We start from the raw sequence: 23,468 nt of genomic DNA on the forward strand, positions 1-23,468 counted from the left end.
GGAGTCGATAATTTTGTTGACCGCGACGTGGCTTCGGCCCAAGAAATCTGTAATCGAGGTATTGAAACCACTACCCTGGGACTCAGGGGAAAGGAAACAGTCTGTCAAGTCGAGGTGTCGGGGGTGATGAGCCTAGATAACTGGCGTAGGGGCAACTTGCCTCTGTGGGCAGAAATATCCCATCGTGAGTTGGGAAGCCCACGCTATACTGCCTAGCAGTTAGCGTGGGAGAATGTCACATTGAACACTTTTTTCATCCGTTAGAACGAGCCACGGGAACAATCCAAGACCTCGAAACAGTCGTTAACAAAAACTTAGGGTCTTCGGTTCTAATGGAGATCAGCCATTAGAGGCAACGGGGAAAGAGCGGTGTAAATCCGTCACTGTCCCGCAACTGTGATGAGATTAGTCTTGAACAAATCTCTTAGTCAGAATGCCCGCCGATAAGTTGACCCATGTTCGTAATCGTCTGCGAGGTACAGATTGTGTTCAATATGATTGATCTGGGGAACTATTATCCTCAAAGGTTTTTTATTCAAAAAATGTCTTCTAGTTTGACAGATCACACCAAACTAGAAGCAATATCTTCTTCCGAAGACTCTCAAAATAAACTAACCTCAAGTGAGAAAAGTCGGGTTCTTTGCTCAGCAGCAATGATCGGCCTAGCCATATCTATGGGCGCAAGCGGTATCTTGTTCAGCCAAGACAAAGCAGCGATCGCAGCTAATCCTGTGACCGCCAATACAGCTATTAGCAATCTTCCTAATGCTTCAGATACGCGCAGCGAGGAAAGTCAACTCTCTCCTTTAGCCCTGAAGCATAAAGTAGAAGAAGGAGATACTATTGCCAAATTGGCTTACAACTATCAAGTCAAACCAGAAGCCATAGCCGCTATTAATAATCTAAGAATTACAGCCAAGCTAGAGCCAGGAAAAACCATAAAAATTCCTTCTGATAAGGATTCATCTCAAAAAATCACCCCAAAAAGCTCTCCAGAAACTAGCAGTCAAAATAAAAGTGTTGGTCCAAAATCTGTCAACACCTCCCTTGATCACCTCAAACTAACCCGCAAGCATCTGCAACATAGCTTAGCAGAATTGAAAACCGAAGAAGTAAACATTGTCAGAGAAGAAAAAGCTGTTATTGATGTCAGTCAACCCCTCAAGCAGCCAGAAGGAAAAGCTGTTACTGATATCAGTCAACCCCTCAAGCAACCAGAAGAAAAAGAGACACTGACTACTAATCTAAAAGCATTCAGTGCTGCTCCCGGTAAACCTTCTCTATTCAACAACCCCTTTGAAATTCCTATTGGAACAACTGTGGGTCCAAAACTCCCTGGTATCTCCAACCCAGATGATTATCTTCCCGATGCTCCCATGAGATTTAGTGGACATATTTGGCCGACTAAAGGGGTTATAACCTCTGGGTACGGCCCTCGTTGGGGCAGAATGCACAGGGGTATTGATATTGCGGCACCTGTGGGAACTCCTATTGTGTCTTCGGCTCCTGGAGAAGTTATCACCGTAGGTTGGGATTCTGGGGGTTACGGCAAATTTCTTAAAGTTCGTCACCCCGATGGCAGTGTAACCTTATACGCTCATAATAGCCGTCATTTAGTGCGTCGTGGTCAGAAAGTAGAACAAGGTCAAAAAATTGCCGAAATGGGTAACACAGGTAGAAGCACTGGTCCCCACCTTCACTACGAAATTCGTCCTAAAGGCAAGGGACCACAAGATCCCATGGCCTTCTTACCTAAGAATAGAAAACGCTAAATCACTATCTCGTTAGGGATTGAAGCGATAATATAGCTGAAGTCAGAGAAGACAACGCTTCTCTGATTTTTTTTTAATAAGAGTTTTCGCACTCCCGTCTTACCTGATAATGTAAACGTTATTACTTAGGAGTTTCACTCATGAATGAACCCGTTACAGTTAGGTATGACTTGCTAGAAGTCTTGAAAGGCATTGAAAAGAAGTTTGAAAAGATAGAGACAAAGTTTGAAAAGATAGAGACAAAGCTTGAGAAACTAAACACTATCGAGGTTGAGTTAGCAGAAATCAAGACAGAGGTAAAAAACCTTAATAAAGATGTCACTGAATTAAAGGGATCAACTAAAGCACAAATTTGGACGTTGATTGGAATCTTAGTGACGGCAGTTGGTGGTTTTTTAGTCGCTATAGCTAGATTCGTTTTCTATCCTCTGTCGTGACCATTTTTAGGGTGGCCACCACATCACCCTTTTATCAATGGATAATTGATAATTGATGATTAATTGATTCGGTTGAAAACCTCTCCTTTCAAGGAGAAAAAAGCAGAAAGTTTCATCATTTGTTTCAATCCTTTTCCCTTAACCGGAGAGGTCATTATCCATTATCCATTGTTCATTGTCCATTATTAAACGGCCGTTGACCCCTACAAAAATTTTCACCTTACCTTGGCAACGATCGCCCGATGACGGGGACTAACAGGGGTTATTGTCGGTGTTTCAAACCCTACTTGGGTTAACGCTGTTTCTACATCCAGGGCAAAATATTGATCTAGATAAGGTTCCGTACTTTTGAGCAGGGTTAAGACATAAGGAGGCATTTTTTGAAAAGCTTCAGCGCGAGGGTTCATGTCCATCATGGTGAAATATCCCCCGGGTTTAAGCAGACGACGGGCCTCTTTAAAAATTTCGATGGCTGCGGTTTTGGGTAGTTCGTGGTACAACAAAAAGGTGGAAACTAAATCAAAAGATGCCGAAGATAAGTTAGTTTCTTCTGCTGCTGCGTGTACCCAGTCAATGTCAAGGTTGCGTTGTTGACTGCGATAATGGGCAACGGCTAAATGATAAGCTGATAAATCTAATCCGGTTAGTTTAGCGTTAGGGTACATTTCTTGTAGGGGAAAGGTACTCATGCCAACACTACAACCAATGTCTAAAATGGTTTGGGGGTTTAAGGATAATTGTTGTTTAAGAATAGAGTGATAATTGTCTCGTAAACGGGTATCACCCTTGACTCCGGCATCTGGCCAAATACTAGCATGAACGGAATAAGCTGCTGATTCCACTTCTAAAGCAGATTCCCAACTTAAATTACCGGTATCATAACCATGAAAAGAGCAAACATAATAATCAGGATAAACTAAGTTAGGATTTTCAACATTAGCTAGTTCTTCTTGCCAGTTATGTTGGCTAAGTTGACGCACATTATCTCGCCAGGGAACCCCTATTTTTTCGGCCCGATTAATAATCATATTACGGGCTTGATGTTTTGCAAGTTTGGCTAGGGGTTTGATGGATAATATCCCATTGATCATACGGGAAGCTAAACCGGGTTGAGGTTGAAAGGAGGTAACAGTCATAAAATTTTCTAGATATCGCTCATGACAGTAACCAAGTCGTATCGATGGTTACTCACGATTTTTCGTCACCAATTTTACCATTATCAGTGAACAGTGACCAGTTACCAGTTAACTTTTTGTTTCTATTAATGTCAAAATTTTATCTTCTAAAGTGGTTAAAAAGGGGCGATTAATTTTGCCTAATTCTTCTAGAAATTTTTTAACTGAATCTTCTAGTTGATTTTGGGTTATCTGAGCCAAGCGAGCGCTTATTTTCTTGATTTCTTGTTGTTGTTGCGATGAGTAATAAACATCTTTTAAGTTTTCAATTTTTACTTGAATAATCCCATCCCAAGTTTTCACTAAACAGGAAAAGTTTAACACTTCTTCGATAATACACCACTGACCATTTCTCCCTTTAAGATCAGGATTACGTTTAATAATAATTTGGGCGACTTCTCCCACACGCCAAGGGTTAGGTACTGGTCGACGTTCGCGAATTTCATCAACAATACTTCTTTTTTTATTCTTATTTGTTCTATTTTTTACTGTTTTATTGATGATATTATTTCTATTTTCTTTCTTTTTATTTTTATTTACTTGTGGTAGATTATTGATAGAATTTGTCATAGTTTAAACTATTTTTTGTTAATTATTTTACCCAGGATAAAGACTATTCTGATTATTTATCAACTTCTATTAGTTAGTTGATTGTCTTAGATATCTTGACAAGGTTTCTTGAGTCTTTTAGGGTTAACTATTCTAACCTATTATAACACAAAAATCAAGTCTTGATTTGATTATAATCTAATTACTATTTTCCCCAGAACAGATAACTAATTAATGGTTTAAATAACAGAAAATTTGATTTAGTAAGCCTTTGAAAGAAAAGAAAATCATTTTTTCCTGTTGAAAAAGCTGTGGAAAATAACCCTAAGTATGGGGAAATCTCTGAAAAAATAATAAAATAACTTTCTGTAACAATAAATAACGAAAAATATCGTATTACAAAAATTAGTTAGTATATAGCGTTTCTCGGACTCATGAGGTACATCTAATATCTCACTCCGAACTCCGAACTCCGAACTCCGAACTCCGAACTCCTAAAACTAGAAAACCCTGTACCTCACAAGTATGAGAAATGCTATATTGTTGTCTTTTTAATCCTCCTTTTGAGGTAAAGAGAAATCTCTCTAACATTTTAAGCCTAAAAATAACAACTGTTCAAAAAGACTAAAATATGTCAGAATAACTTAGAGACATTGAGTATTAATTTTAAGTGCTATTATGACTACAATTTATCCTGTTGTTTGGTCTAACAATAAAGTTTTATTAATTGATCAAACTTGTTTACCTAGTCAATATACCCTAGTAGAAATTAATCGTTATGAAGACATGGCAAAAGCCATTAAAACTATGATTGTTCGGGGTGCGCCAGCCATTGGGGTTGCTGCTGGTTATGGAATGTACTTAGGGGCAAGAGAAATTAACACAAAAGAGAGAGAAACTTTCTTAAAAAAATTAGAAGAAGTTGCCGAAATATTACGTCAAACTCGTCCCACTGCTGTTAATCTTTTCTGGGCAATTTCTAGGATGTTAAAAACAGCTTATGAAAGTATTGGCACAGTAGAAGAAATTAAAAATATTTTATTAGAAACAGCGCAAAAAATCCAAGCAGAAGACTTGCAAACTTGTCAAGATATCGGTAAAAATAGTTTACAAATATTACCCTCAAACCTAGAAAAATTAAGCATTCTCACCCATTGTAACGCAGGAGCATTAGCAACAGCAGGTTATGGAACAGCATTAGGAGTAATTCGTTCTGTATGGGCAGCAGGAAGACTAAAAAGAGTTTATGCTGATGAAACAAGACCCCGTTTACAAGGGGCAAAATTAACCGCTTGGGAATGTGTTCAAGAGAAAATTCCTGTTACTGTGATTAGTGATAATATGGCAGCCCATTGTATGCAAAAAGGACTAATTGATATGATAGTTGTAGGGGCAGATAGAATAGCTGCTAATGGGGATGCTGCTAATAAAATTGGTACCTATGGAGTAGCAGTTATGGCCAAGATGCACGACATTCCTTTTTATGTTGCTGCACCCCTTTCTACCGTAGATTTTAGTTTAGAAAATGGTGATTTAATTCCCATCGAAGAACGAGATCCTTCGGAACTTTATCAAATCGGAGATACGGTTATTTATCCCGATGGAGTTGATTATTATAACCCTGCATTTGATGTTACTCCTGCTAAGTTAATTACAGGAATTATTACTGAACAAAAAACCGTTAAACCCGGAGAACTGATTAGCTTGAAACCAGAGTTATCTTATCATTAAAAAAATAGCATTTTCCTTGATTAAGTTAGAGGATCACAATTAGAATCGGGAGCGTCTTCGTACACTAAAATATCCCCTAGTTGACAAATAAAAGCTTGAAAAAAAAGCCCTAAAGTTTTGAAACTCAGGGATTTAAGCTGTTGTGCATTTAAACCGCACATCATGAGGTTCAGCAACAAATTAGCAAACCGTCTCCCCGTCTGTCTAGTATAGTAATTTAGATGCTTAACAGCTTAGCCTCCCCTTGTTCAATTTTTTGAATATTTTGCGGTGACCGAAGATTGTAGATTAGTGCAAATGCAATCAATCTGTAATCCTTTGACAAGTCTTTCAAACCATCCTTTTGAAAGACTTATCAAAGGATGATGATAACAATTTGTCATTTTGGGGAACCCTAAGATTATCAACCTGAATGATAATGAGTATTCATGAATTATAATGAGGAAGATCAACAATTAAAGCAACGAGAACAAGCTTTAAAGCAACGAGAACAAGAAATTCGTTTGCGGGAGTTAGAGTTAGAGATTGCTCGTGAAACCCAAGAAACAGATCCCCCCCTGTATCAAACAAGAAAAGAGAATTTGGGTAAAAAATCCATAACCCATTGGAGGAAAAATTTACTCTTTATGGGTAAGCTCTTTATGATAATGGTAGTGGTTTTTGTTGCTACAAAACTAGCTTATTGGTTAGCATTAGTCATTATGATTAGTTCTATAACATGGGTTTCGTATAAACTATTTTTAGAAAGGAAGCCGTCTAATAACAAAAAATAACCTAACCTTATCCATAGTGACAAATAACATACTTATATTGAAAATTAAATGATTGAGGTTTTCTATGATGATTAATTGTGAAACGACAACTTTATTAGATGATTTACAAAAGGTCAGCGATGTGCGTTCCCAAATGGCTAAGTATCTCGATGAAATGATTAAAACTCTCGAAAAAGCGGAATCAATGGGGGAAAATCTCTCAGGAAAATTAGAACTATCTCAGCATATCGATGACCTTGATAAAATTGGCTCAAACTTAAAAAATGGTATTTTTCGTCTCTTAGTTTTAGGAGATATGAAGAGAGGGAAAAGTACATTTTTAAATGCTTTATTAGGGGAAAAATTGTTACCCAGCGACGTTAATCCTTGTACGGCTTTATTGACCATTGTTCGCTATGGAAAAGAGAAAAAGGTTACTATTTATTTTAAGGATGGAAGTTCTCCAGAAATATTAGATTTTAAAGCATTTAAACAACGTTACACCATTGATCCCACAGAGGCAAAACAGTTAGAGAGGGAGAAAACTCAAGCTTTTCCTAACGTAGATTATGCGGTGGTTGAATACCCATTATCCTTACTAGAAAAGGGGATCGAAATCGTTGATAGTCCAGGATTAAATGATACGGAAGCAAGAAACGAATTGTCTCTTGGATATATTAATAATTGTCATGCTATCTTATTTGTTTTAAGAGCTTCTCAACCCTGTACACTGGGAGAGCGTCGTTATCTTGAAAATTATATTAAAGATAGGGGATTAAGTATTTTCTTTTTGGTTAATGCTTGGGATCAAGTTAAAGATAGTTTAATTGATCCAGATGACCCCGAAGAGTTATCTGAAGCTGAGGAAAAATTAAGGAAAGTTTTTCACAGTAATCTAGCAGAATATTGTAAGATTGATGGTTATGATCTCTATGAAGAAAGGGTATTTGAAATTTCTGCTTTAAACGCTTTAAGACAACAGTTAAAACAGCCTAATACTCCTTTAAGCGATCAAGGATTCTCTAATTTTTTATCTTCTTTAAATACCTTTTTAACCCAAGAAAGAGCAATAGCAGAATTTCGACAAGGACTAACATTAGCTCAACAAACGTCTAGTCATGTAAATGAAGCAGTTGAACGGAGAATTTCTCTCTTTGAAAAAGATGCAGATGACTTAAAAATACAAATTGATTCTGTAGAACCTGAGTTTAAAATTCTCAATGAAATTTGTGATAAATTTCAACAAGAAATTCGTAAAATTCGAGATAATCAAGCCCAAGTTATTTCTCAGTCTTTTCGTGATTACGTTTTGAATCTAGGTAATACCTTTGAGTCTGACTTTGCTCATTATCAACCCAATTTAAACTTTATTGATTTCTTATTTAGTGGCAAGCGAGATGCGTTTGATAGAGAGCTAAGAGATGCGTTTGAAAAGTATATTAATGAACGCATTGCTGACTGGGGTAAACAAGCAGAAAAAGAAATGGATGCTGCCTTTTTACAACTTTCTAAAATTGCTACCAGTTATGGGGATTCTTATGCTCAAGTAACTAACCGAATTACTGAAAAAATAACGGGAAATACCTTGCCTCCGGTTAATCAATCTTCTGAAAAAGATAATGCTCCCAGTTGGGCAAAGTGGGCAGCCGGAATCTTTTCTTTAACAAGGGGAAATATTGCAGGGGTTGCTATGGCTGGATCGGGGTTTAATTGGGAAGATATTATTCTTAATTTTATTACCGTGTTAGGAGTAGGAACCATTATTACTGCTATTACTGGCATCATTTTAGGACCTATTAGTTTAGCTTTATTAGGGTTAGGTGTTGGAGTTGTACAAGCAGATCAAGCCCGTAAGCAATTGGTTAAAATTGCTAAAAAAGAGTTAATTAAACATTTACCACAAATTGCTCAAGATTATTCTCCTAAAATTTCTGAGACTGTTAAAGAATGTTTTGATATTTATGAAAAACAAATTACAGAACGTATGAATGATGATATTCAATCTCGCAAAGCTGAATTGGATAACTTAGTCAAACAAAAAGAATCTCATGAAATTAATCAAGAGAAAGAACTTGAAAGATTACAAAAATTGCAACAAGATATTAAGGGTGAAGCCCAATGGATTCAAAGCATCTATAACAATTTTTTGAAAACTGCTTCTTGAAAACTAAATAGTTCAAGATTTTATGAGTGATTGTTTATTATTCAGTAATTTTAATCCGATGAAAAATATTGATGAGAACTTGATTAACATCTCAAAAACCCTTAATCATGCGATTGAAGTTTTAGCAATAGATGAAAATTCTTCCCTAAAAAGAGATATCTTATCTCTAGGTAATTATTGTGAAAACAAAAACTTTCGCTTGGCGGTTTTTGCTCCTTTTAATTATGGTAAATCTACACTATTAAATGCTTTACTAGGAGAAAAAACTTTACCCATCGATCTTATTCCCACCACAGGCGCAGCAATTTATGTTAAATATGGAGAAAAATTAAAAACAAAAATCATTTTAAATAATAATAAAATTATTGAAGAAGAAGGAACAAATATCCTAAAAAAATATGCAACCCTTAATGATAACAGGTGTATGAATCAAGACGTAAAATCTGTAGAAGTTTATTGTAATCATTCCCTTTTAAAAATGGGAGTGGAATTTTTAGACCTACCAGGAACCAATGATCGAGAAGAGCAAAATAAATTAGTTAAAGATCAATTATTAACTTCAGATTTAATTATTCAAGTGGTTGATGCTCGAAAATTAATGACTCTTGAAGAAAGAGAAAATTTTAGGGATTGGTTGCTAAATCGTGGCATTAATAGTGTTATTTTAGTGATTAACTTCTTGAATTTATTAGACCCACAAGAACAAAAAGACGTTTATTATAGGTTACGCTTTGTTGCTGAAAGTTTTCGCTCAAATTTACCTTCTGGGTTCAGTAATCTATATAGAGTTGATGCTTTACCGGCATTAAGAGCGAAACTCAAAGGGGATAATAATGAAGTACACAGAAGTGGTTTGTCCATGCTTGAGTCTGCTTTACAAACTATTATTATTCAACAGAAACAAGAACAAACTTTTAGAAGAGAACGTTTTGAGACAATTAGTGTTCAAGTGAAAGAGATAGCCCTCAATCAAAGAGATAATATTGTTAAACAAGTAGAGAATATAGAACAAAAAATAAACAAAGAAAAAGAAATTAAACAGAAAGCACAACAAGTTATTAACCAAGGATTTCAACGCTGTCTTTCTGATTTTTATAGTTGGCTATACTTACCTAAACTATTAAATCAATATCAAAATGAATTAGCGATAGCTTTAGAACAAAATACTTTTCAACAGTGGCGTGAAAATGGTTTTCAAGATAAAATAATTACCTATCAAAATAATATTAATGAATGGGGAGATAAAGCTTGTTTATTTTTTGATAATAACTTCTTGACTCCTTTAAATATTAGTATTCCTGAGCCACCAGAGATATCAGTTTCTTTGCTAGAAGGAAATAAAGAAAAATCAAACTATTTTGATGATATCACCACCGTTGGTATTCCTACAGGAATCGGTTTGTTAGTAGCAGGACCCATAGGAGCAGCCGTTTTAGGAGGGGCAAGTTATTTCCTAAACAAAACCACAACACAAGCAGAAAAAGAAGCAATGACACAGAATTCTCAAACTCCATCTACTTCTGTTGAATTTGCTCAGAACTATTTAACTCATTTTAGTGAGCAAGTATTATTAAGTTTACGGAAATATGAACAGGAACTAGCCAAGATTATGGAGGTCCCCCATAATTTACACTCATCAGAAATAGCTCAGTTATCTTATAAAATACAGATATTAAACGATATTTTAACGGGACTTTAACTAATTTTAAGTCCAAGTATCCCCAAATCCGTAGGTGGTTCAAATGGGAAATCTTTTCAATAGAGTAATCGCTTCTTTAGCAGTTGTAATTAAATGACCGGAAATACCTGGGGTTTGGGGAATCTGCCAAAGAAGATCAACAGTACGCCTAAGCAAACGAACTAAGTCCCCTTCGTCCAAACTGGTATTTTCACAAAGTTCCTGCCAGTCACCACCTAAAGCCCATTGTTCCACTAACCCCATTAATTCTAACTCTAACCAGACCGGAATAGTAATTTGATAGCGTCTTTGGGTTTGGTTCAATAAACGGCGCATTTCTCCAATACTCACACCGTTTTCTGGAGACTCTTTAAACAGACTCAACACTTCTGGAGAAGGTAAATAGTTAGTCCAAGTATCGGGGCGCAGGGTTTCGGTAATAATAGCACTAACCGCAGCCGCTAGTTGATGGGCTTCGAGATGGTTTAAAGTACCCGACATCAACACCATGCCTAACCATAACTGATTTTCTCCACGCATAGTAGCTGCAGCTTCACCGAGGGCAGTGGGTGTATAATTATCTAAAGCATTAAATTCCCGTAAAATCTCGATTAGATTGAGAAATTCTTGCCAATAATAAGATTGATTGGACTGTAATTTTTGGAATTTAATTTGTCGGTTATGGAGTTGTTCTCGTAGTTCTAAACGTCGATGATGGGACTTAAATAAGCGTTTAAAATCTTTGCTTTTGGTTAAAGGATGATCATTAAGTGAACTCTGCACATTATCGATCTTTTCTTGTTGTTCAATCACCTCTGGTGGGGTGATTCTTCCAAAGGCGCGATCGCTCATTTGTTGGGTGATTTGTTTAGAGTTTTCATCCCCTTTTGGTCCTCTACCTAAAGATAATCTTCTGAGATCCGGTAGGGTCAAATTATCTGCAAAAGATAGGGGTAAAGAAGCCCCATAAAAGTCAACAATATCTCCTCTTTTTACTAAATACCAGTAGTTATTGTCCCCTAAACATAACAAATCAAAACCTTGTCCCGATCCCGGAACCATAGCCACAATGGTAGCTAATTGAGGGGTAGATGTTCTTAAACGTTTGCCTTTTAAATAAACTAAATCCCCAATATTTAACTTACTCAATTGACCGGCAATTTCTTTTTTACGCTTTTCTTCTCCCTGATCTTCGAGAATTTTCAAAAGTCGTTTTTCTTCTTTTAATCGAGCTTTCAATTTCTCATAAGCAAGGATATCTTTTTCTTGTAGCCCTCCTAATTCAATATCCAGTTTAGCTAATTCTGTACTCAAACTAGCGATCGCCTGTTGTTCAGGTTCTAATTTTAATTGGGCTAAATATTCAGCAAAACTTCTTTCTAAAAGGTCTTTGGCTTCCTGTAAACTATGTTTTTGCAACAGGTTTAAGACCATGCCATAAGAAGGAGTAAAACAACTTTTTAAAGGTTCAGACTGTGCAGTAGCTAAATAGGCTGCTTCTGTTGCCCCTTCAAAGGGGGTTTGAATAGTGACTACATGGCCCACCTCATCCATACCTCTTCGTCCGGCCCGCCCGGCAATTTGCAGAAATTCTGAGGGACTTAACATACTGTGTCCTGTATCGATGCGTTTGGACAAAGCAGAGATAACAGTGGTTCTTGCCGGCATATTGATGCCTGCCGATAGGGTTGCCGTGGCAAACACAACTTTAACCAAACCCACTTCAAATAGTTGTTCCACTAATTCTTTCCATAGAGGTAAAATGCCGGCATGATGTGCCGCAATACCTCTAGTTAAGGGTTCGAGTTGTTCTGAGCGCACTAACTGACACAGATCGGCTAGAATCTGGAATAAATGGACTTTGCTCTCCTCATCCTCCGCTAAATATCGAAAGAGATCAGACTGGGGTGAAAGGGTGGTTAAAAAGTCCTTAAGGGGTTCGTATAAGTGTGGGTTTTCTGTCCCTACTGCTTCGAGAAGATCGACTTGTAAATTGGTGTTTTCGGCTAAAAAGAAGTTGAGCAGGTTATATTGTAGGGCGTGGGCTTCTTCGGGAGAGACTAACATCACTCCTTCTAACTTTTGCACGGCCCGATCGCATTCTCGACGGCTAAAGATAACATAGATGGCGGGTAAAAGGTTTTTTTCGTACAGTTGCTTAACCACCATCATAGGTGTGGGACATTCACTGCGTTTAACCCGTCGGCGTTTACGGTTTCCTTTAGGTTTGAGGCGATTATTAATGGCTGTTTGTTTCTGATTCAGCAGGGGATAGAGTCCGTTTTTTTGGCTGAAATAGAATCGCAGGGGAACGGGGCGAAAATCTGAGTTAATCAGTTTACATAAACTGACAGACGTTTTCTTTGGATCAACGTTTGGGGCGGTTTTCCGAACTTGGTTAATCCATTCTGTTAAGTCTTCTGGGTTGCCTATGGTTGCAGAGAGGGCGACTAATTGAATGCTGGGGGAACAGTAAATAATTGATTCTTCCCAGACGGTTCCCCGACCCCGATTACTGATATAGTGGCATTCATCTAAAATCACTGTAGCCACATTTTCTAAGGACGTTCCCACTTGACCTATGGGGGTTTCATAGAGCATATTACGGAAAATTTCTGTGGTCATTACTACGATCGAAGCGTTGGCATTGATGACAATATCTCCTGTAATTAACCCCACCATGCCTTCAACAACTCCTGCTTCTGTGGTGGCAAATTTGTCTTGGAAGTCTCTAAACTTTTGATTAGATAAAGCTTTGAGGGGAGTGGTGTAGAATACTCGTTGACCAAGATGCAAAGCCCGATAGATGGCAAATTCTCCTATAACTGTTTTTCCTGAACCGGTGGGGGCGCAGACAACGACAGATTCCCCTTGATGCAACGCTGCGATCGCTTCCTCTTGAAAGGGATCGAGTTCAAAGGGAAATAATTCTTCAATCTTAAGCTCAGTAGAGGTTAATGGTTGTTTCACTCAAAGTTACTTATTTAGGCTATCACAGGTTAAACCCTACTTTTATTTTAGGGGAAAAATCCCTGATTTTTTAGGTTCAGCCTCCTAAGTTCCTAGTTTCTAGTGGGGGCTGGATGACTCTATTTTTGGTTAAGATATCAATCTTAACAATTTTTCTGAGGAATTAGGGTCATAACTTGCCAAAATTTTAATTTTACTTTACAATTAGGGTAGCAATAAATCCCATCAATATCGATTCAGATTTTGCTGAGAGAAAAGAGATTACTAAAGAAATTTAAGCTACAACTGCTGCGGTGGATTTCCTTCACTATACCTACAAACAACAAATAAATAACAGATAGCTAAACATGACAACCAAGAAAAAAGTTGATACGGTTCGCCACTATCTTCAGTCTATTGGTAAAACCCCCTTACTCTCTAGTACTGAAGAGATTAAATTAGCGGAAGACATCCAGGCAATGTTACCTTTATTAGAAAAGGAAAAACTGAGCCGAGAAGAGGAAAAAATTGTCGCTAAGGGACAAAAAGCTAGAGAAAGAATGATCGAGGCAAATTTGCGTCTAGTGGTCTCTATCGCCAAGAAATACCTTAATTCGGGCTTATCCTTATTAGATTTAATTCAAGAAGGAAGTTTGGGTTTAATTAGAGGCGTAGAAAAATTTGATCCGGCTCGTGGTTATAAGTTTTCTACCTATGCTTATTGGTGGATAAGACAGGGAATAACTAGGGCGATCGCAGAACAAAGTCGGACCATTCGTTTACCTATTCATATTAACGAAAATCTCAACAAATATCGTAAATCTATTCGGGAATTAACCCTAAAATTGGGTAGAAAACCAACCCAAGCAGAGATTGCTGAAAACATGGAAATTTCTGTGGATAGGTTACAATTTCTCCAACAAGCAGCGTTTAAAACTAAATCCCGTAGTTTAAATGTTGTTATTGATGAGAATCAAACGGAGTTGGGACAATTATTACCTGATGAAGATAGTGTTTCCCCTAATGATTTTGTTAAACAAGAGGAAAAAATTTCTCAGATAAATAATCTTTTAGAAAGTTTAACACCAAGACAAAAAGAAGTAATTATTCTTCGTTTTGGTTTGCGAGATGGTAAGCAAATGAGTTACAAAGCTATTGGGGAAAAATGTGGTATTAGTCATGAAAGGGCCCGTCAAATTTATAGCCGCGCCTTAAAAATTTTACGGAAGAAAACAGGTGAAGGGCAAAAACTAGCGGTTTAATGATGGTAATTTATATGCTATTTTTAGGGAGAAAACTCACTATTATGATATAATCCATCTTTAACAATGTACATTGTTAATTGATAAGTGTTTTCTCCCTAAATAGTTGTTATGATTTTTCTTCCGTTTGAGGCAAAAAAGTTAACTGAAAAAACATCCCTTGACTTAGTTAATAGAATTAAATTTGAGGATATTACCACTCCACTATCTCCTCAACCCATCCCTACCAGTTATGTTTTGCAGGGAGAGAAAAACCCACCTATTTTACTTTTACACGGTTTTGACAGTTCTTTATTAGAATATCGTCGTCTTTTACCAATTTTATCTCAATTTCATGCTACGTGGGCTATTGATTTACTAGGATTTGGTTTCACTAAAAGAAGGAGTGATTTATTGTTTAGTCCTGAAACAATTAAAAACCATTTATATTATACCTGGAAAACTTTAATTAAAGAACCATGTATTTTGGTGGGTGCTTCTATGGGAGGTGCAACAGCGATTGATTTTACTTTAACCTATCCAGAAACTGTTAGCAAATTAGTGTTAATTGATAGTGCCGGTTTAGCTGCACCACCGAAGATAGGAAAATTTATGTTTCCTCCTTTAGACTATTTATCAACAGCTTTTTTAAGTAATCTTAAGGTTAGACAAAAGATTAGTGAATCTGCTTATTATGATAAAAGTTTTGCGAGTCAAGATGCACAACTTTGTGCTGCTTTACATCTTAAATGTGAACAGTGGAGTCAAGCTTTAATTTCTTTTACCAAAAGTGGTGGTTATGGTTCTTTTAAACAAGAAATTGTCAATTTAAAACCAGAAACAACGATCATTTGGGGAGAAAACGATAAAATTTTAGGAATAAAAGACGCTAACAAATTTAAAGAATTAATCCCCAATAGTCAATTAATTTGGATTCCAGAATGTGGTCATGTTCCCCATTTAGAAAAAGCAGAATTGACAGCCAAAGCTATTCTTAATTAAGGTATTCTTTGTCCGAGAAAATTACATCTTTTAAATTCAACAAAAATAGCTAGTTTAGAGAGGAAACTGGGAACAAAATTTATTTTCTTTGTTTACTTAGTAATATAAGAATGAACTACTTAACCTAGACTGAAAAACGTTTAAACAACCTATTGATAAATTAGGAAACAAACGTTATACCGTCACCCCATAACCCAATATAGAATAATTTAGATACTTAACAGCTTATAACCCAGGTGTTGCTTGTTCAAATAAAGAAGCAAAGTCCTTAGTAATAACCGCCGAAGAATCATCTTCTGGTTTAGTAATGACATCAAAAGCTTTATTTTTAGCTGTAGTTTCTATTAGTGATTGTACCACTAATTCTGCTACGTCTTCTCTGGGAATCACTGTAGAAATACCATTAGGAGGATTTTCTAATAAAGTATCATTTTTACCCACAATTAATTCTCGTTTTCCTCCTGGTTCATTAATTAATCCACCAGCACGAATAATAGTATAATTAATACCGGAATTAATTAAATATTCTTCTGCTTTCCGCTTCCAAATTAAAATGTTGCCATTACCTATTTTATTGAGGGGATGATTAGGATTTGTTCCTCCCATAGAACCTACTAAAACAATCTGATTAATGCCCAATTTTTTAGCAATATCAATTTGATTTTTTTGTCCTATCCAATCAACTTCTTCCGGCATTCCCCCTGGTTCAAACTCAAATTCTGGTGGTTTTCCTTCTTGGGGAGGTGCTTTCATTTTAGGGACAGCACTGGTGACAATTACCAAACAATCACATCCTTTTAAAGCAGTTTCTAAACTAGATTCATCGCTAATATTTCCTATAAAAAAGCCTTCTGTTGAATCAAATAATTCTTTTACCTTTTCATAATTTCTAGCGAAACCAAATACCTCAAACTTATCAGAAAGTTGACGAAGTTTGTTGACCACTAATAATCCTGTTCTTCCTGTTGCACCCGTAACAAGAACTCTTTTTTTTGACATAATTACCCAATAATAGATACTCAATTTTTAGCATAAGCTTTAAAGGGTATTTTTGGCAACTTTATTGTAATTTTTGTTTGCAGAAATAGTAACACAGTCTTCTAGGCTATAACAATTATTACCCTTGTGTTATCCTCTTCAGGACTCCAATGTAAACCCAATCGGTAAAAATATGAGATAATTAGAAAGTCTTATTGGATTAGTATGTATGAAAAGTCTATTGAAAACCACTTCAATCATTTCAGTTCTCACGGTTGTCTTAAATGTAAATTATGCGAACTCAGTGCCGATAAAACCCTCGGTAGAAATAGCACAACAAACCCCTTCTATTGGTCGAGAAATCAGAAGTTTCTTTGAAAGTGGACGCTTAACTTCAGAAGATAGACTATTATTTCAAAATCCTCCTGATGGTATTATTCCTGTTAGGAACCAATCCAATAGTTGGCAGTTTATTGTCTTTAAACAAGGAGGTGTTTCTTTCTGGATGCCACCCGGTATTTTAACCAATGATGAAGTATTATTAGCAACAACTTTAGGTGATATTAGTTTTCGTAGTTTAGTCTCTCATAGAGATAATCAAGAGTATATTGCTGCCTATGCAGAAAATTTAACAGATGAGCAAGTGGAAAATATTGACGTTCTATTAGAAGCAATAAAAAGTGAAATACCACCAGAAAAAGGATTTCAATTAACGCAAGAAAGGGCAGTTTTTTTAGATAAAAATGTAGGGAAAGAACTGACATTTAGCAACCAAAAAGAAATAATTATCTTAAGACTTTATCTAGTTGGAAATCGTCTTTATGCTTTAGGTGTTCGTTATCCAAAATCTCTCACAGATACTCGCAGTAGCAGAAGTTTCTTGAATGGGTTAGAATTATTAGATAATTAATGATTTAATTTGATTATGGATTATGATTCCCCAAGAACCGAAAGACAGCAAAAAGCTGTTAATCAAGCCAAGAAAATCTTTCTTATCTTGTTAGCAGGTGGTTTATCTCTTGGCGTTATTGTTTCTGTTGGTGTTATTGCATTGATGAACCATTTTGGTTTAACAGAGAAAAGCAACCAAATGGAAATAATTCAAGAAAAACTAAACCAGTAAACTGTTTTATTGAGTTATTTTTTTGCTTAATTATAGTATTCAATAATTACCAGTCTGGACTGTGGGTAAAATCCCAACATTGTTCCTCATGCCAAATGGAACCATCTCGTTTTTTGCAATCTTCTTCTGTGTTAATATAAGGAATAGAAGAAGGGGAAACTTGATCTGATTCTATTGGTAGTTGAACTTGATTTATTCCTACTCCAATTAACTGTCCCACACCAAAAGTTGCCACACCACCAGTAACAATGGCAATCACTAATTCTGCTACACGGCGAATCAGTTTTGTCTGGTTAATTTCTGTGTTAAGATAATTAAGTTGTTTCTCAACTTTTTCTTGACTTTGACGTAACTGTTTAGCTTGGGAAAGTAAACGAGTTCTCATGCTTTCTAAATCAGATTTTGATTGAGAATTGTCTAAACTTTCAATGGTGGTTAATAACTTCTCATTATTATTAAGTAAATCCACTACATTTTCATTCAATATTTCTAATTTTTGACTAACCACATAACCGAGATTCATCGCTATTTTAGCCACTAAAATATCATTTTTTTCCCGTAATTCTCCCAAAGTTCCTTGTTGAAACACAAAAACCTTACAAGGGGTTAAAGTTCTTACCGTTGCTTTGCGAGGCCGTTGTAAAAATAGACCCATCTCCCCTAAAACTGAACCCTTTTTTTGTTTAGCAACTTGTCGAGGTTGCTGCCCAGAAAACCCTTTTAAGACTTCTGTTTCTCCTTCCAATAAAACAATTAAGGCATCACTGTTGTCTCCCTCACGCATTAAAATAGTACCAGTATCAACGGTTTTCATCGTACCTATTTCCGCTAACCTTTGTAACTCTTCATTGTTTAAATCTTGCCCCAGAGAAGTATCTTGAAGAATCTCGTAAACTTTTCTTAATTCCATGTTCAATAGTTAAATAATTAAATCTAAATGTTATCCATAATAAGTTTAATTATTTTTTGGATAGATGGGAACTAGAGGAGTAAGAGATTGAAAAAATTGATAAATTAGAAGCGACTTCTCCCCACACTTCCCACACTTCCCACACTCCCCACACTTCCCACACTTCCCACACTTCCCACACTTCCCACACTCCCCACTCTTCCCACACTAAGCAACACGGGGTAAAACATCTTCCCCAAGAACAGACTCATAATAGCGTTTTAACTGACGAGTAGCCGCGGCCCATCCCCATTTTTCTGCCTCTTGCCGGGCATTGCTGCGCAACTGTTCTCGTTCATCTGTAGCTGCTAAAAGGCGTTTTGTGGCGATAATTGACCCATTTGGGTCTGTGGGTTCAAATAGATAACCATTCACCCCATCAGTAACAATATCAGGAATACCCCCAGAATTAGCTGCTACTACGGGACATCCAGCAGCCATCGCTTCTAATAATACTAAGCCTAACGTCTCCGTTGTGGAAGGAAAAATAAACGCATCCGCCGAAGCAAAAGCAGAAGCCAATTCCAACCCTTGCAGGTAGCCGATAAAATGGGTCTGAGTCCCTGCAAAATGAGCCTCTAACGCCTCCCGATGGGGTCCATCGCCAACAATTGCCAAATGTGCCTCTGGAATGGCTTCTAGCACTGGTTTAATGCGATCAATCTGCTTCTCAGCCGAAACCCGTCCCACATATAAAAGTAAGGGTTTATCTGGGTTGCCTCCCGATAAACGCGATCGCATTTGTTGAGAAACTAAATGGGGTTGAAACATCTCCGTATCTACCCCTCTTTGCCAGAGATCCACCCGTTCGATATCATGAGTTTCTAAAGCTTCTACCATGGCCGTCGATGTGCAGAGGTTGAGACGGGCTTGGTTATGGGCTAATTTTAGCAGTTCCCAGAGTAATCCTTCTAAGGAACCTAAGCCATAATGTTGTAAATATTGGGGTAAGTGAGTGTGATAAGAAGCTACTAGGGGAATATTTAAGGTTTTAGCGTAATAAATTCCCCCTAATCCCAAAACCGCAGGATTAACTACATGGATTAAATCAGGTTTAAATTTTTCTAATGCTTTCCCCACTTTAGGGGTAGGAATGGCTAATTTTAACTCAGGATACAAAGGAAGAGGGATACCTTTAACACCATGAATTTTTGCTCCTTTATGTTCTCTTAACCCACCGTCAGGGGAAAAAACTAAAACTTGATCACCGTTACGCTGTAAATGGTCAACTGTATGTCGTAAACGGGTTACAATACCATCAATTTTAGGTAAGAAAGTTTCTGTGAATAGAGCAATTCGCATAGGATTTTCAATTTTTTTGCATAACCATCAATATAGTAGGCTATCTTGGGTCATTTGAGTCAAGAAAATCGATAATGGATAATTTAATCAATTTTCTTTTCAATAACTAAAGTTGAACCTACCCATGCACCAGTTGCATCGTAATTTCGGATTAATCTTTGACGTTCTTTTTCATTAACTAACCAACCTATTTCTAAAAAGAAGGGTTTGCGTAATTCTAATTTTAAGGGTGCATTAGTTGAACTGCCATCAGGTAACAATAAAATTTGTCTAGGATTATCTCCACTATTAAATACTAGCTTATTGCCTTCAATATTTGCTGTTGAAGTCAGAGTGTTTCCTAAAAAAGTTAATTGTTGTTGTATTTTACTATTATCAATTTGTTTTACTTCTAAACAGGTTTCAAATTTATCTGTAGGGCGAAAATCACGATAAGCTGTATAGGCGGTTCCTTGCCATTTTCCTAATAATTGATTTAAAGTTAATGGAGGACGTTCTTGAGCATTAGTGCCACCGCGAAACTCTCGAATTAAAGTAATACTTGAAAGCTCATTTTGAGGGTCGTATAATAAAACACAACGTAAACGGCGATCGCCTTTAATAAACCCAAATTCTGAGCCAAAATCAGCAAAAGGGGCTAATTGAAATGATCCTTTAGAGAAGCTTCCTGTCTCAAAGAAAATGATTTGTCTTCCTAAAGAACGGTATTCTTGTGTATAGTCTTGAGTTGGATGTTCGTCATAACTATCACCACCAAAACGACGCAAACGAAACTTAACTAACTTATTGTTTTCTAATCCTTCTAAACTGATAATAGAGAGAGTAGAATTAAGTATATCACCTTGAGGAGAAATTTTAGTAAAAGATCCTCGCCATTCTCCGAGATTTTTTAAGAAATTTTGCCAGTTATTTTCAGTCATTTTAAAACAGACTTTTAGGATTATCTTTATTTAGTATACTAAGTAATTAGACAAATGAAAAGTCAATATTAGTATAATCTGTAGGGGTTTAGTTTAGCATTACTCAACCTAAGTTAAACATTGTTATCAACTTCATGTATTTCATTGATTAACATCCAAAAACACTTTATTGGAAAGTCGTGATTATTATTATTGTCAACTTCGATAGATTGACTTCTAATCCAAGCATTTGCTACTGTAGGAAAGCGTGTATCTTTATTTTTATTAACTTTTTCTGCTTCTTTTCTCTTCTTTTCAGGTTGATCTGATGAAGCTGTTAAATAAAGACATTTTCCATAAACAGCAAACATAAAATTAAATCCTATATGTCCATGAGATAAACATCTTAAAGTTTCCAGATCACATTGATTAGTCATATTCAAATAAGTTTCAAATTTATTAAATAATTTTTCAATCCGAGTTTGATTAAGTTTGCACCTTTTTTTTAGTATCTTATCCCATTCTTCTAAATTAATTTTAACAGACGTAGAGCTAATATCTATACACTGCCAATCTATTGATTTAGTAACAGGTTGCAGTAAATTTTCATTTTCATTTTCTGACCAACCTGCTAAACTCAAAGCGCAAGCTATTCTGAGAGTATGAGCAAATTTAGATTCAAACATTTCAAATGCTTCTAGATAAAAATCACTGACTAAATAATTATTAAATGCTTCTTTTAACGTTGATATTTCAAAAAAATAGTTTTCAATGGAATGACCTTTACTCCAAATTAATCTATTATTTATTTTATGAGTTTTAAGATTATCTTTTAACTCATTATCGTATTCAAATTCTCTAAATTCCCGATCAACAAAACCGACTAATCTATTTTGAATATTTGATGATTCTTGAGTAATTAAATCGCATATTTTCTCTATTTTAGCTCTATTTCCTAATTTATCTCCATTTCCCGATTCTCCTTTTATCCCCTCTGCGGTATCAATAACAATATTTTTTAGTAAGTCTAATTTGTCTTCTGAAATTTGAGATTCGTTTTTTCTTAAAAAATTGCGAATAAGAATAAAAAAAGCTTCATCATCCGACCCTTCTAATAATAAAAACCTATCTTTAGACATAATTATTTCAGTAAGGTATTCTTCAGGAGTTAGCTGTAATCCATTCATAAAGTCAATATTTTATCTAAATTTTTAAAAGGGAATACTGTCAAAATCATCATCTATTATATCTATTTGTTCTTCTTCAATGCTATCAGTATTTATATTAGCGTTTGCTGTTGGGTGCATTTCTAATTCTATCATTTTATCTCGATATCCAGATGCAATAACAGGAGAATGAGTACAAATAATGAGTTGTTTTTCACCAAGTTGTTTCACCATTTCTGGTAATAATTTACGTTGCCAATCAATATGTAGAGAAATTTCTGGTTCATCAATTAAAACAACTCTCCCATCTGTCATGTGACTAGCTGCATAAATTAAACCGGCTACTTGTCTCTCTCCAGAAGATAAAATTTTTAGGTTATTAAGGGCTTCTTCATCACCTATTTTAACCCCTAATCTAGCTCTATTTTGAGGTGAATTTGTAGAACCTATTTTTAATTGCTTTTTCTCTAAAAATTCATTGACAGATTCAAGATAATTTTCGATACTAGAATAAGCTTTTGTTTGTTCATCTAGTCTTTGTTGAAGTGAATCTTTATAAACTGATAAAACTCTACTAGCAATCGTTTTATATTGTGGATCTGATTCAAAAGATTTTAACTGTTCTATTAATTTATCATAGACATTATCTGAATTATTAAGGTTCAGTAGAAAAGGAGAATTTTGTAACTTGTCTGATAGTTCTGTTATTTCCTTAATAACCTCTTCTGGCTCTTTTTTATTATCGTCTCTATCAGATGATTGAGAAATAGCTTTTGAAAATTTAATAAATGCTTGTGAAAGTAAATTTCTATCAAGACTTGCAATTTTTAATTGAGCTTCTGTTAGTTCTGAATTAATATGTTCTTCTATTTCTATAGGAGAAGGATATTCAAGTTTAGGAACAAATTTTCCAAATAGAATACGAGCCAGTTCCGTTGATTTTTTTGAACTTCTTAGAACTCTTCTAAAATTAGGTGATTTTCGAGAAAAATGTCTGATTGTATTTTCATCTAATGTAGCCCATGCCTCAATCATTGTTCTAAAAGCAGGAAAATAAGTTGCTTTTAAATCAATATTAATATCTTGCTTTATGTCACGCTTTTCTTGTAAAGATGATGGATCATAAGGTTGAACACGAGTCCTTAAAATTCCGTTATTGTCATAGAATTGTTGTCTTTCTTCCAATAATTCTGAAAAACGGTAAGAATCTATTTTATCTTTGTTAATAAAGATTGTGGTTAAGGTATCGGAATTAGAGTTTAACCAATGTTCTTGATCTATTCTTATTTCTGTGTAATCATCTAAAATAATGATTAATGCTTCAAAGTTTAAATATCCAAAACGTCTAAAATCTTCATTAACTGCATTTGCAAGAATATGTAATAAAGTAGTTTTTCCTGTACCGTTACTTCCATGAATAATATTAATTCCATCGTTAAAATCAAGAGCAATATCAAATCTTCTGTGTATTCCAATGGCTTCTAAACGCTTGATAAATCGAGACATAACCTTAACTCCTATTCCAGTCTCAATAATAGATCATTTTGATTATAACTCAACCTCTTCTATTTAATTACTGTCTAGCTTGTCCTCAATGCTTT

General features: G+C 35.7%; 20 protein-coding genes, 1 pseudogene and 1 riboswitch. Of the genes and pseudogenes, 11 read left to right on the forward strand and 10 right to left on the reverse strand.

The genetic code is table 11. The features are described 5' to 3' along the window. The 3 genes and pseudogenes from QNJ66_RS08125 to QNJ66_RS08135 form a co-directional block, all read left to right on the forward strand. Positions 1-216 (forward strand): annotated as a pseudogene (locus QNJ66_RS08125) (RNA-guided endonuclease TnpB family protein); the annotation flags it as partial. Between the two features lie 91 nt (positions 217-307). Next, positions 308-460, forward strand: a riboswitch (cobalamin riboswitch). An 82-nt stretch (positions 461-542) separates the two neighbouring features. After that, positions 543-1,772 (forward strand): M23 family metallopeptidase, encoded by a 1,230-nt coding sequence (locus QNJ66_RS08130; RefSeq protein ID WP_300505043.1) that lies wholly within the window; start codon positions 543-545, stop codon positions 1,770-1,772. 140 nt (positions 1,773-1,912) lie between these two features. Beyond that, entirely contained in the window at positions 1,913-2,209 is a 297-nt protein-coding gene (locus QNJ66_RS08135) for a hemolysin XhlA family protein (protein WP_300505045.1), read from the forward strand. Positions 2,210-2,424: 215 nt separating this feature from the next. Here the strand turns inward: QNJ66_RS08135 and QNJ66_RS08140 are convergent, their stop codons facing one another. Together QNJ66_RS08140 and QNJ66_RS08145 are read right to left on the reverse strand one after the other, a co-directional pair. Beyond that, positions 2,425-3,345: a class I SAM-dependent methyltransferase gene (locus QNJ66_RS08140; RefSeq protein ID WP_300505048.1), complete on the reverse strand. Its 921-nt coding sequence runs from the start codon at positions 3,343-3,345 to the stop codon at positions 2,425-2,427. Between the two features lie 108 nt (positions 3,346-3,453). Beyond that, the gene (locus QNJ66_RS08145) at positions 3,454-3,954 is read right to left on the reverse strand and encodes a hypothetical protein (RefSeq protein WP_300505050.1); all 501 of its coding nucleotides are present in this window, start codon (positions 3,952-3,954) and stop codon (positions 3,454-3,456) included. A gap of 657 nt (positions 3,955-4,611) precedes the next feature. On the opposite strand from QNJ66_RS08145, the gene mtnA reads away from it, so the two are divergent. The 4 genes from mtnA (at position 4,612) to QNJ66_RS08165 (ending at position 10,279) form a co-directional block, all read left to right on the forward strand. Continuing rightward, positions 4,612-5,664 carry an S-methyl-5-thioribose-1-phosphate isomerase gene (mtnA, locus tag QNJ66_RS08150; RefSeq protein ID WP_300505051.1) on the forward strand — a complete coding sequence of 351 codons (1,053 nt, stop codon included), beginning with the start codon at positions 4,612-4,614 and terminating at the stop codon, positions 5,662-5,664. A 428-nt stretch (positions 5,665-6,092) separates the two neighbouring features. Continuing rightward, positions 6,093-6,437: a hypothetical protein gene (locus QNJ66_RS08155; RefSeq protein WP_300505053.1), complete on the forward strand. Its 345-nt coding sequence runs from the start codon at positions 6,093-6,095 to the stop codon at positions 6,435-6,437. A gap of 64 nt (positions 6,438-6,501) precedes the next feature. Continuing rightward, on the forward strand, positions 6,502-8,580 hold the full coding sequence (locus tag QNJ66_RS08160; protein WP_300505055.1) for a dynamin family protein: 2,079 nt from the start codon (positions 6,502-6,504) through the stop codon (positions 8,578-8,580). Between the two features lie 58 nt (positions 8,581-8,638). Further along, positions 8,639-10,279, forward strand: coding sequence for a dynamin family protein (locus tag QNJ66_RS08165; RefSeq protein ID WP_300505056.1), 1,641 nt, complete (start codon positions 8,639-8,641; stop codon positions 10,277-10,279). Between the two features lie 39 nt (positions 10,280-10,318). On the opposite strand, the gene QNJ66_RS08170 is transcribed toward QNJ66_RS08165, so the two are convergent. Beyond that, entirely contained in the window at positions 10,319-13,228 is a 2,910-nt protein-coding gene (locus QNJ66_RS08170; RefSeq protein ID WP_300505058.1) for a DEAD/DEAH box helicase, read from the reverse strand. A gap of 347 nt (positions 13,229-13,575) precedes the next feature. Between QNJ66_RS08170 and QNJ66_RS08175 the strand changes: the two genes are divergently transcribed. Both QNJ66_RS08175 and QNJ66_RS08180 read left to right on the forward strand, forming a co-directional pair. Then, positions 13,576-14,469: a sigma-70 family RNA polymerase sigma factor gene (locus QNJ66_RS08175; RefSeq protein ID WP_300505060.1), complete on the forward strand. Its 894-nt coding sequence runs from the start codon at positions 13,576-13,578 to the stop codon at positions 14,467-14,469. A gap of 111 nt (positions 14,470-14,580) precedes the next feature. Then, positions 14,581-15,450, forward strand: coding sequence for an alpha/beta hydrolase (locus tag QNJ66_RS08180; protein ID WP_300505062.1), 870 nt, complete (start codon positions 14,581-14,583; stop codon positions 15,448-15,450). A 225-nt stretch (positions 15,451-15,675) separates the two neighbouring features. On the opposite strand, the gene QNJ66_RS08185 is transcribed toward QNJ66_RS08180, so the two are convergent. Continuing rightward, complete coding sequence (locus QNJ66_RS08185; protein ID WP_300505063.1) at positions 15,676-16,449, reverse strand: SDR family oxidoreductase; 774 nt, start codon at positions 16,447-16,449, stop codon at positions 15,676-15,678. A 208-nt stretch (positions 16,450-16,657) separates the two neighbouring features. On the opposite strand from QNJ66_RS08185, the gene QNJ66_RS08190 reads away from it, so the two are divergent. Together QNJ66_RS08190 and QNJ66_RS08195 are read left to right on the forward strand one after the other, a co-directional pair. Further along, entirely contained in the window at positions 16,658-17,338 is a 681-nt protein-coding gene (locus QNJ66_RS08190; protein WP_300505065.1) for a hypothetical protein, read from the forward strand. A 15-nt stretch (positions 17,339-17,353) separates the two neighbouring features. After that, the gene (locus QNJ66_RS08195) at positions 17,354-17,551 is read left to right on the forward strand and encodes a hypothetical protein (protein ID WP_300505067.1); all 198 of its coding nucleotides are present in this window, start codon (positions 17,354-17,356) and stop codon (positions 17,549-17,551) included. Positions 17,552-17,597: 46 nt separating this feature from the next. Here the strand turns inward: QNJ66_RS08195 and QNJ66_RS08200 are convergent, their stop codons facing one another. The 6 genes from QNJ66_RS08200 to QNJ66_RS08225 form a co-directional block, all read right to left on the reverse strand. Further along, positions 17,598-18,461, reverse strand: coding sequence for a cyclic nucleotide-binding domain-containing protein (locus QNJ66_RS08200; RefSeq protein WP_300505069.1), 864 nt, complete (start codon positions 18,459-18,461; stop codon positions 17,598-17,600). 104 nt (positions 18,462-18,565) lie between these two features. Beyond that, positions 18,566-18,691, reverse strand: coding sequence for a hypothetical protein (locus QNJ66_RS08205; protein WP_300505071.1), 126 nt, complete (start codon positions 18,689-18,691; stop codon positions 18,566-18,568). Beyond that, the gene (locus QNJ66_RS08210; protein ID WP_300505073.1) at positions 18,669-19,802 is read right to left on the reverse strand and encodes a glycosyltransferase; all 1,134 of its coding nucleotides are present in this window, start codon (positions 19,800-19,802) and stop codon (positions 18,669-18,671) included. The genes QNJ66_RS08205 and QNJ66_RS08210 overlap by 23 nt, the downstream gene beginning before the upstream one ends. A gap of 83 nt (positions 19,803-19,885) precedes the next feature. Continuing rightward, the gene (locus tag QNJ66_RS08215; protein WP_300505075.1) at positions 19,886-20,722 is read right to left on the reverse strand and encodes a DUF3598 family protein; all 837 of its coding nucleotides are present in this window, start codon (positions 20,720-20,722) and stop codon (positions 19,886-19,888) included. A gap of 113 nt (positions 20,723-20,835) precedes the next feature. Continuing rightward, complete coding sequence (locus QNJ66_RS08220; RefSeq protein ID WP_300505077.1) at positions 20,836-21,888, reverse strand: DUF4435 domain-containing protein; 1,053 nt, start codon at positions 21,886-21,888, stop codon at positions 20,836-20,838. Positions 21,889-21,912: 24 nt separating this feature from the next. Further along, complete coding sequence (locus QNJ66_RS08225; protein WP_300505079.1) at positions 21,913-23,373, reverse strand: AAA family ATPase; 1,461 nt, start codon at positions 23,371-23,373, stop codon at positions 21,913-21,915. Positions 23,374-23,468: the final 95 nt, after the last annotated feature.

This window comes from Crocosphaera sp. (assembly GCF_030064895.1).
Lineage (GTDB): Bacteria > Cyanobacteriota > Cyanobacteriia > Cyanobacteriales > Microcystaceae > Crocosphaera.

What these genes read in the sequence shown, in the direction of transcription:
- QNJ66_RS08130 (WP_300505043.1), top strand. Translation starts at nt 543, where the DNA reads ATGTCTTCTAGTTTGACAGATCACACCAAACTAGAAGCAATATCTTCT.
- QNJ66_RS08135 (WP_300505045.1), top strand. Translation starts at nt 1,913, where the DNA reads ATGAATGAACCCGTTACAGTTAGGTATGACTTGCTAGAAGTCTTGAAA.
- QNJ66_RS08140 (WP_300505048.1), bottom strand. Translation starts at nt 3,345, where the DNA reads ATGACTGTTACCTCCTTTCAACCTCAACCCGGTTTAGCTTCCCGTATG.
- QNJ66_RS08145 (WP_300505050.1), bottom strand. Translation starts at nt 3,954, where the DNA reads ATGACAAATTCTATCAATAATCTACCACAAGTAAATAAAAATAAAAAG.
- mtnA (WP_300505051.1), top strand. Translation starts at nt 4,612, where the DNA reads ATGACTACAATTTATCCTGTTGTTTGGTCTAACAATAAAGTTTTATTA.
- QNJ66_RS08155 (WP_300505053.1), top strand. Translation starts at nt 6,093, where the DNA reads ATGAATTATAATGAGGAAGATCAACAATTAAAGCAACGAGAACAAGCT.
- QNJ66_RS08160 (WP_300505055.1), top strand. Translation starts at nt 6,502, where the DNA reads ATGATGATTAATTGTGAAACGACAACTTTATTAGATGATTTACAAAAG.
- QNJ66_RS08165 (WP_300505056.1), top strand. Translation starts at nt 8,639, where the DNA reads ATGAAAAATATTGATGAGAACTTGATTAACATCTCAAAAACCCTTAAT.
- QNJ66_RS08175 (WP_300505060.1), top strand. Translation starts at nt 13,576, where the DNA reads ATGACAACCAAGAAAAAAGTTGATACGGTTCGCCACTATCTTCAGTCT.
- QNJ66_RS08180 (WP_300505062.1), top strand. Translation starts at nt 14,581, where the DNA reads ATGATTTTTCTTCCGTTTGAGGCAAAAAAGTTAACTGAAAAAACATCC.
- QNJ66_RS08185 (WP_300505063.1), bottom strand. Translation starts at nt 16,449, where the DNA reads ATGTCAAAAAAAAGAGTTCTTGTTACGGGTGCAACAGGAAGAACAGGA.
- QNJ66_RS08190 (WP_300505065.1), top strand. Translation starts at nt 16,658, where the DNA reads ATGAAAAGTCTATTGAAAACCACTTCAATCATTTCAGTTCTCACGGTT.
- QNJ66_RS08195 (WP_300505067.1), top strand. Translation starts at nt 17,354, where the DNA reads ATGGATTATGATTCCCCAAGAACCGAAAGACAGCAAAAAGCTGTTAAT.
- QNJ66_RS08200 (WP_300505069.1), bottom strand. Translation starts at nt 18,461, where the DNA reads ATGGAATTAAGAAAAGTTTACGAGATTCTTCAAGATACTTCTCTGGGG.
- QNJ66_RS08205 (WP_300505071.1), bottom strand. Translation starts at nt 18,691, where the DNA reads ATGTTTTACCCCGTGTTGCTTAGTGTGGGAAGAGTGGGGAGTGTGGGA.
- QNJ66_RS08210 (WP_300505073.1), bottom strand. Translation starts at nt 19,802, where the DNA reads ATGCGAATTGCTCTATTCACAGAAACTTTCTTACCTAAAATTGATGGT.
- QNJ66_RS08215 (WP_300505075.1), bottom strand. Translation starts at nt 20,722, where the DNA reads ATGACTGAAAATAACTGGCAAAATTTCTTAAAAAATCTCGGAGAATGG.
- QNJ66_RS08220 (WP_300505077.1), bottom strand. Translation starts at nt 21,888, where the DNA reads ATGAATGGATTACAGCTAACTCCTGAAGAATACCTTACTGAAATAATT.
- QNJ66_RS08225 (WP_300505079.1), bottom strand. Translation starts at nt 23,373, where the DNA reads ATGTCTCGATTTATCAAGCGTTTAGAAGCCATTGGAATACACAGAAGA.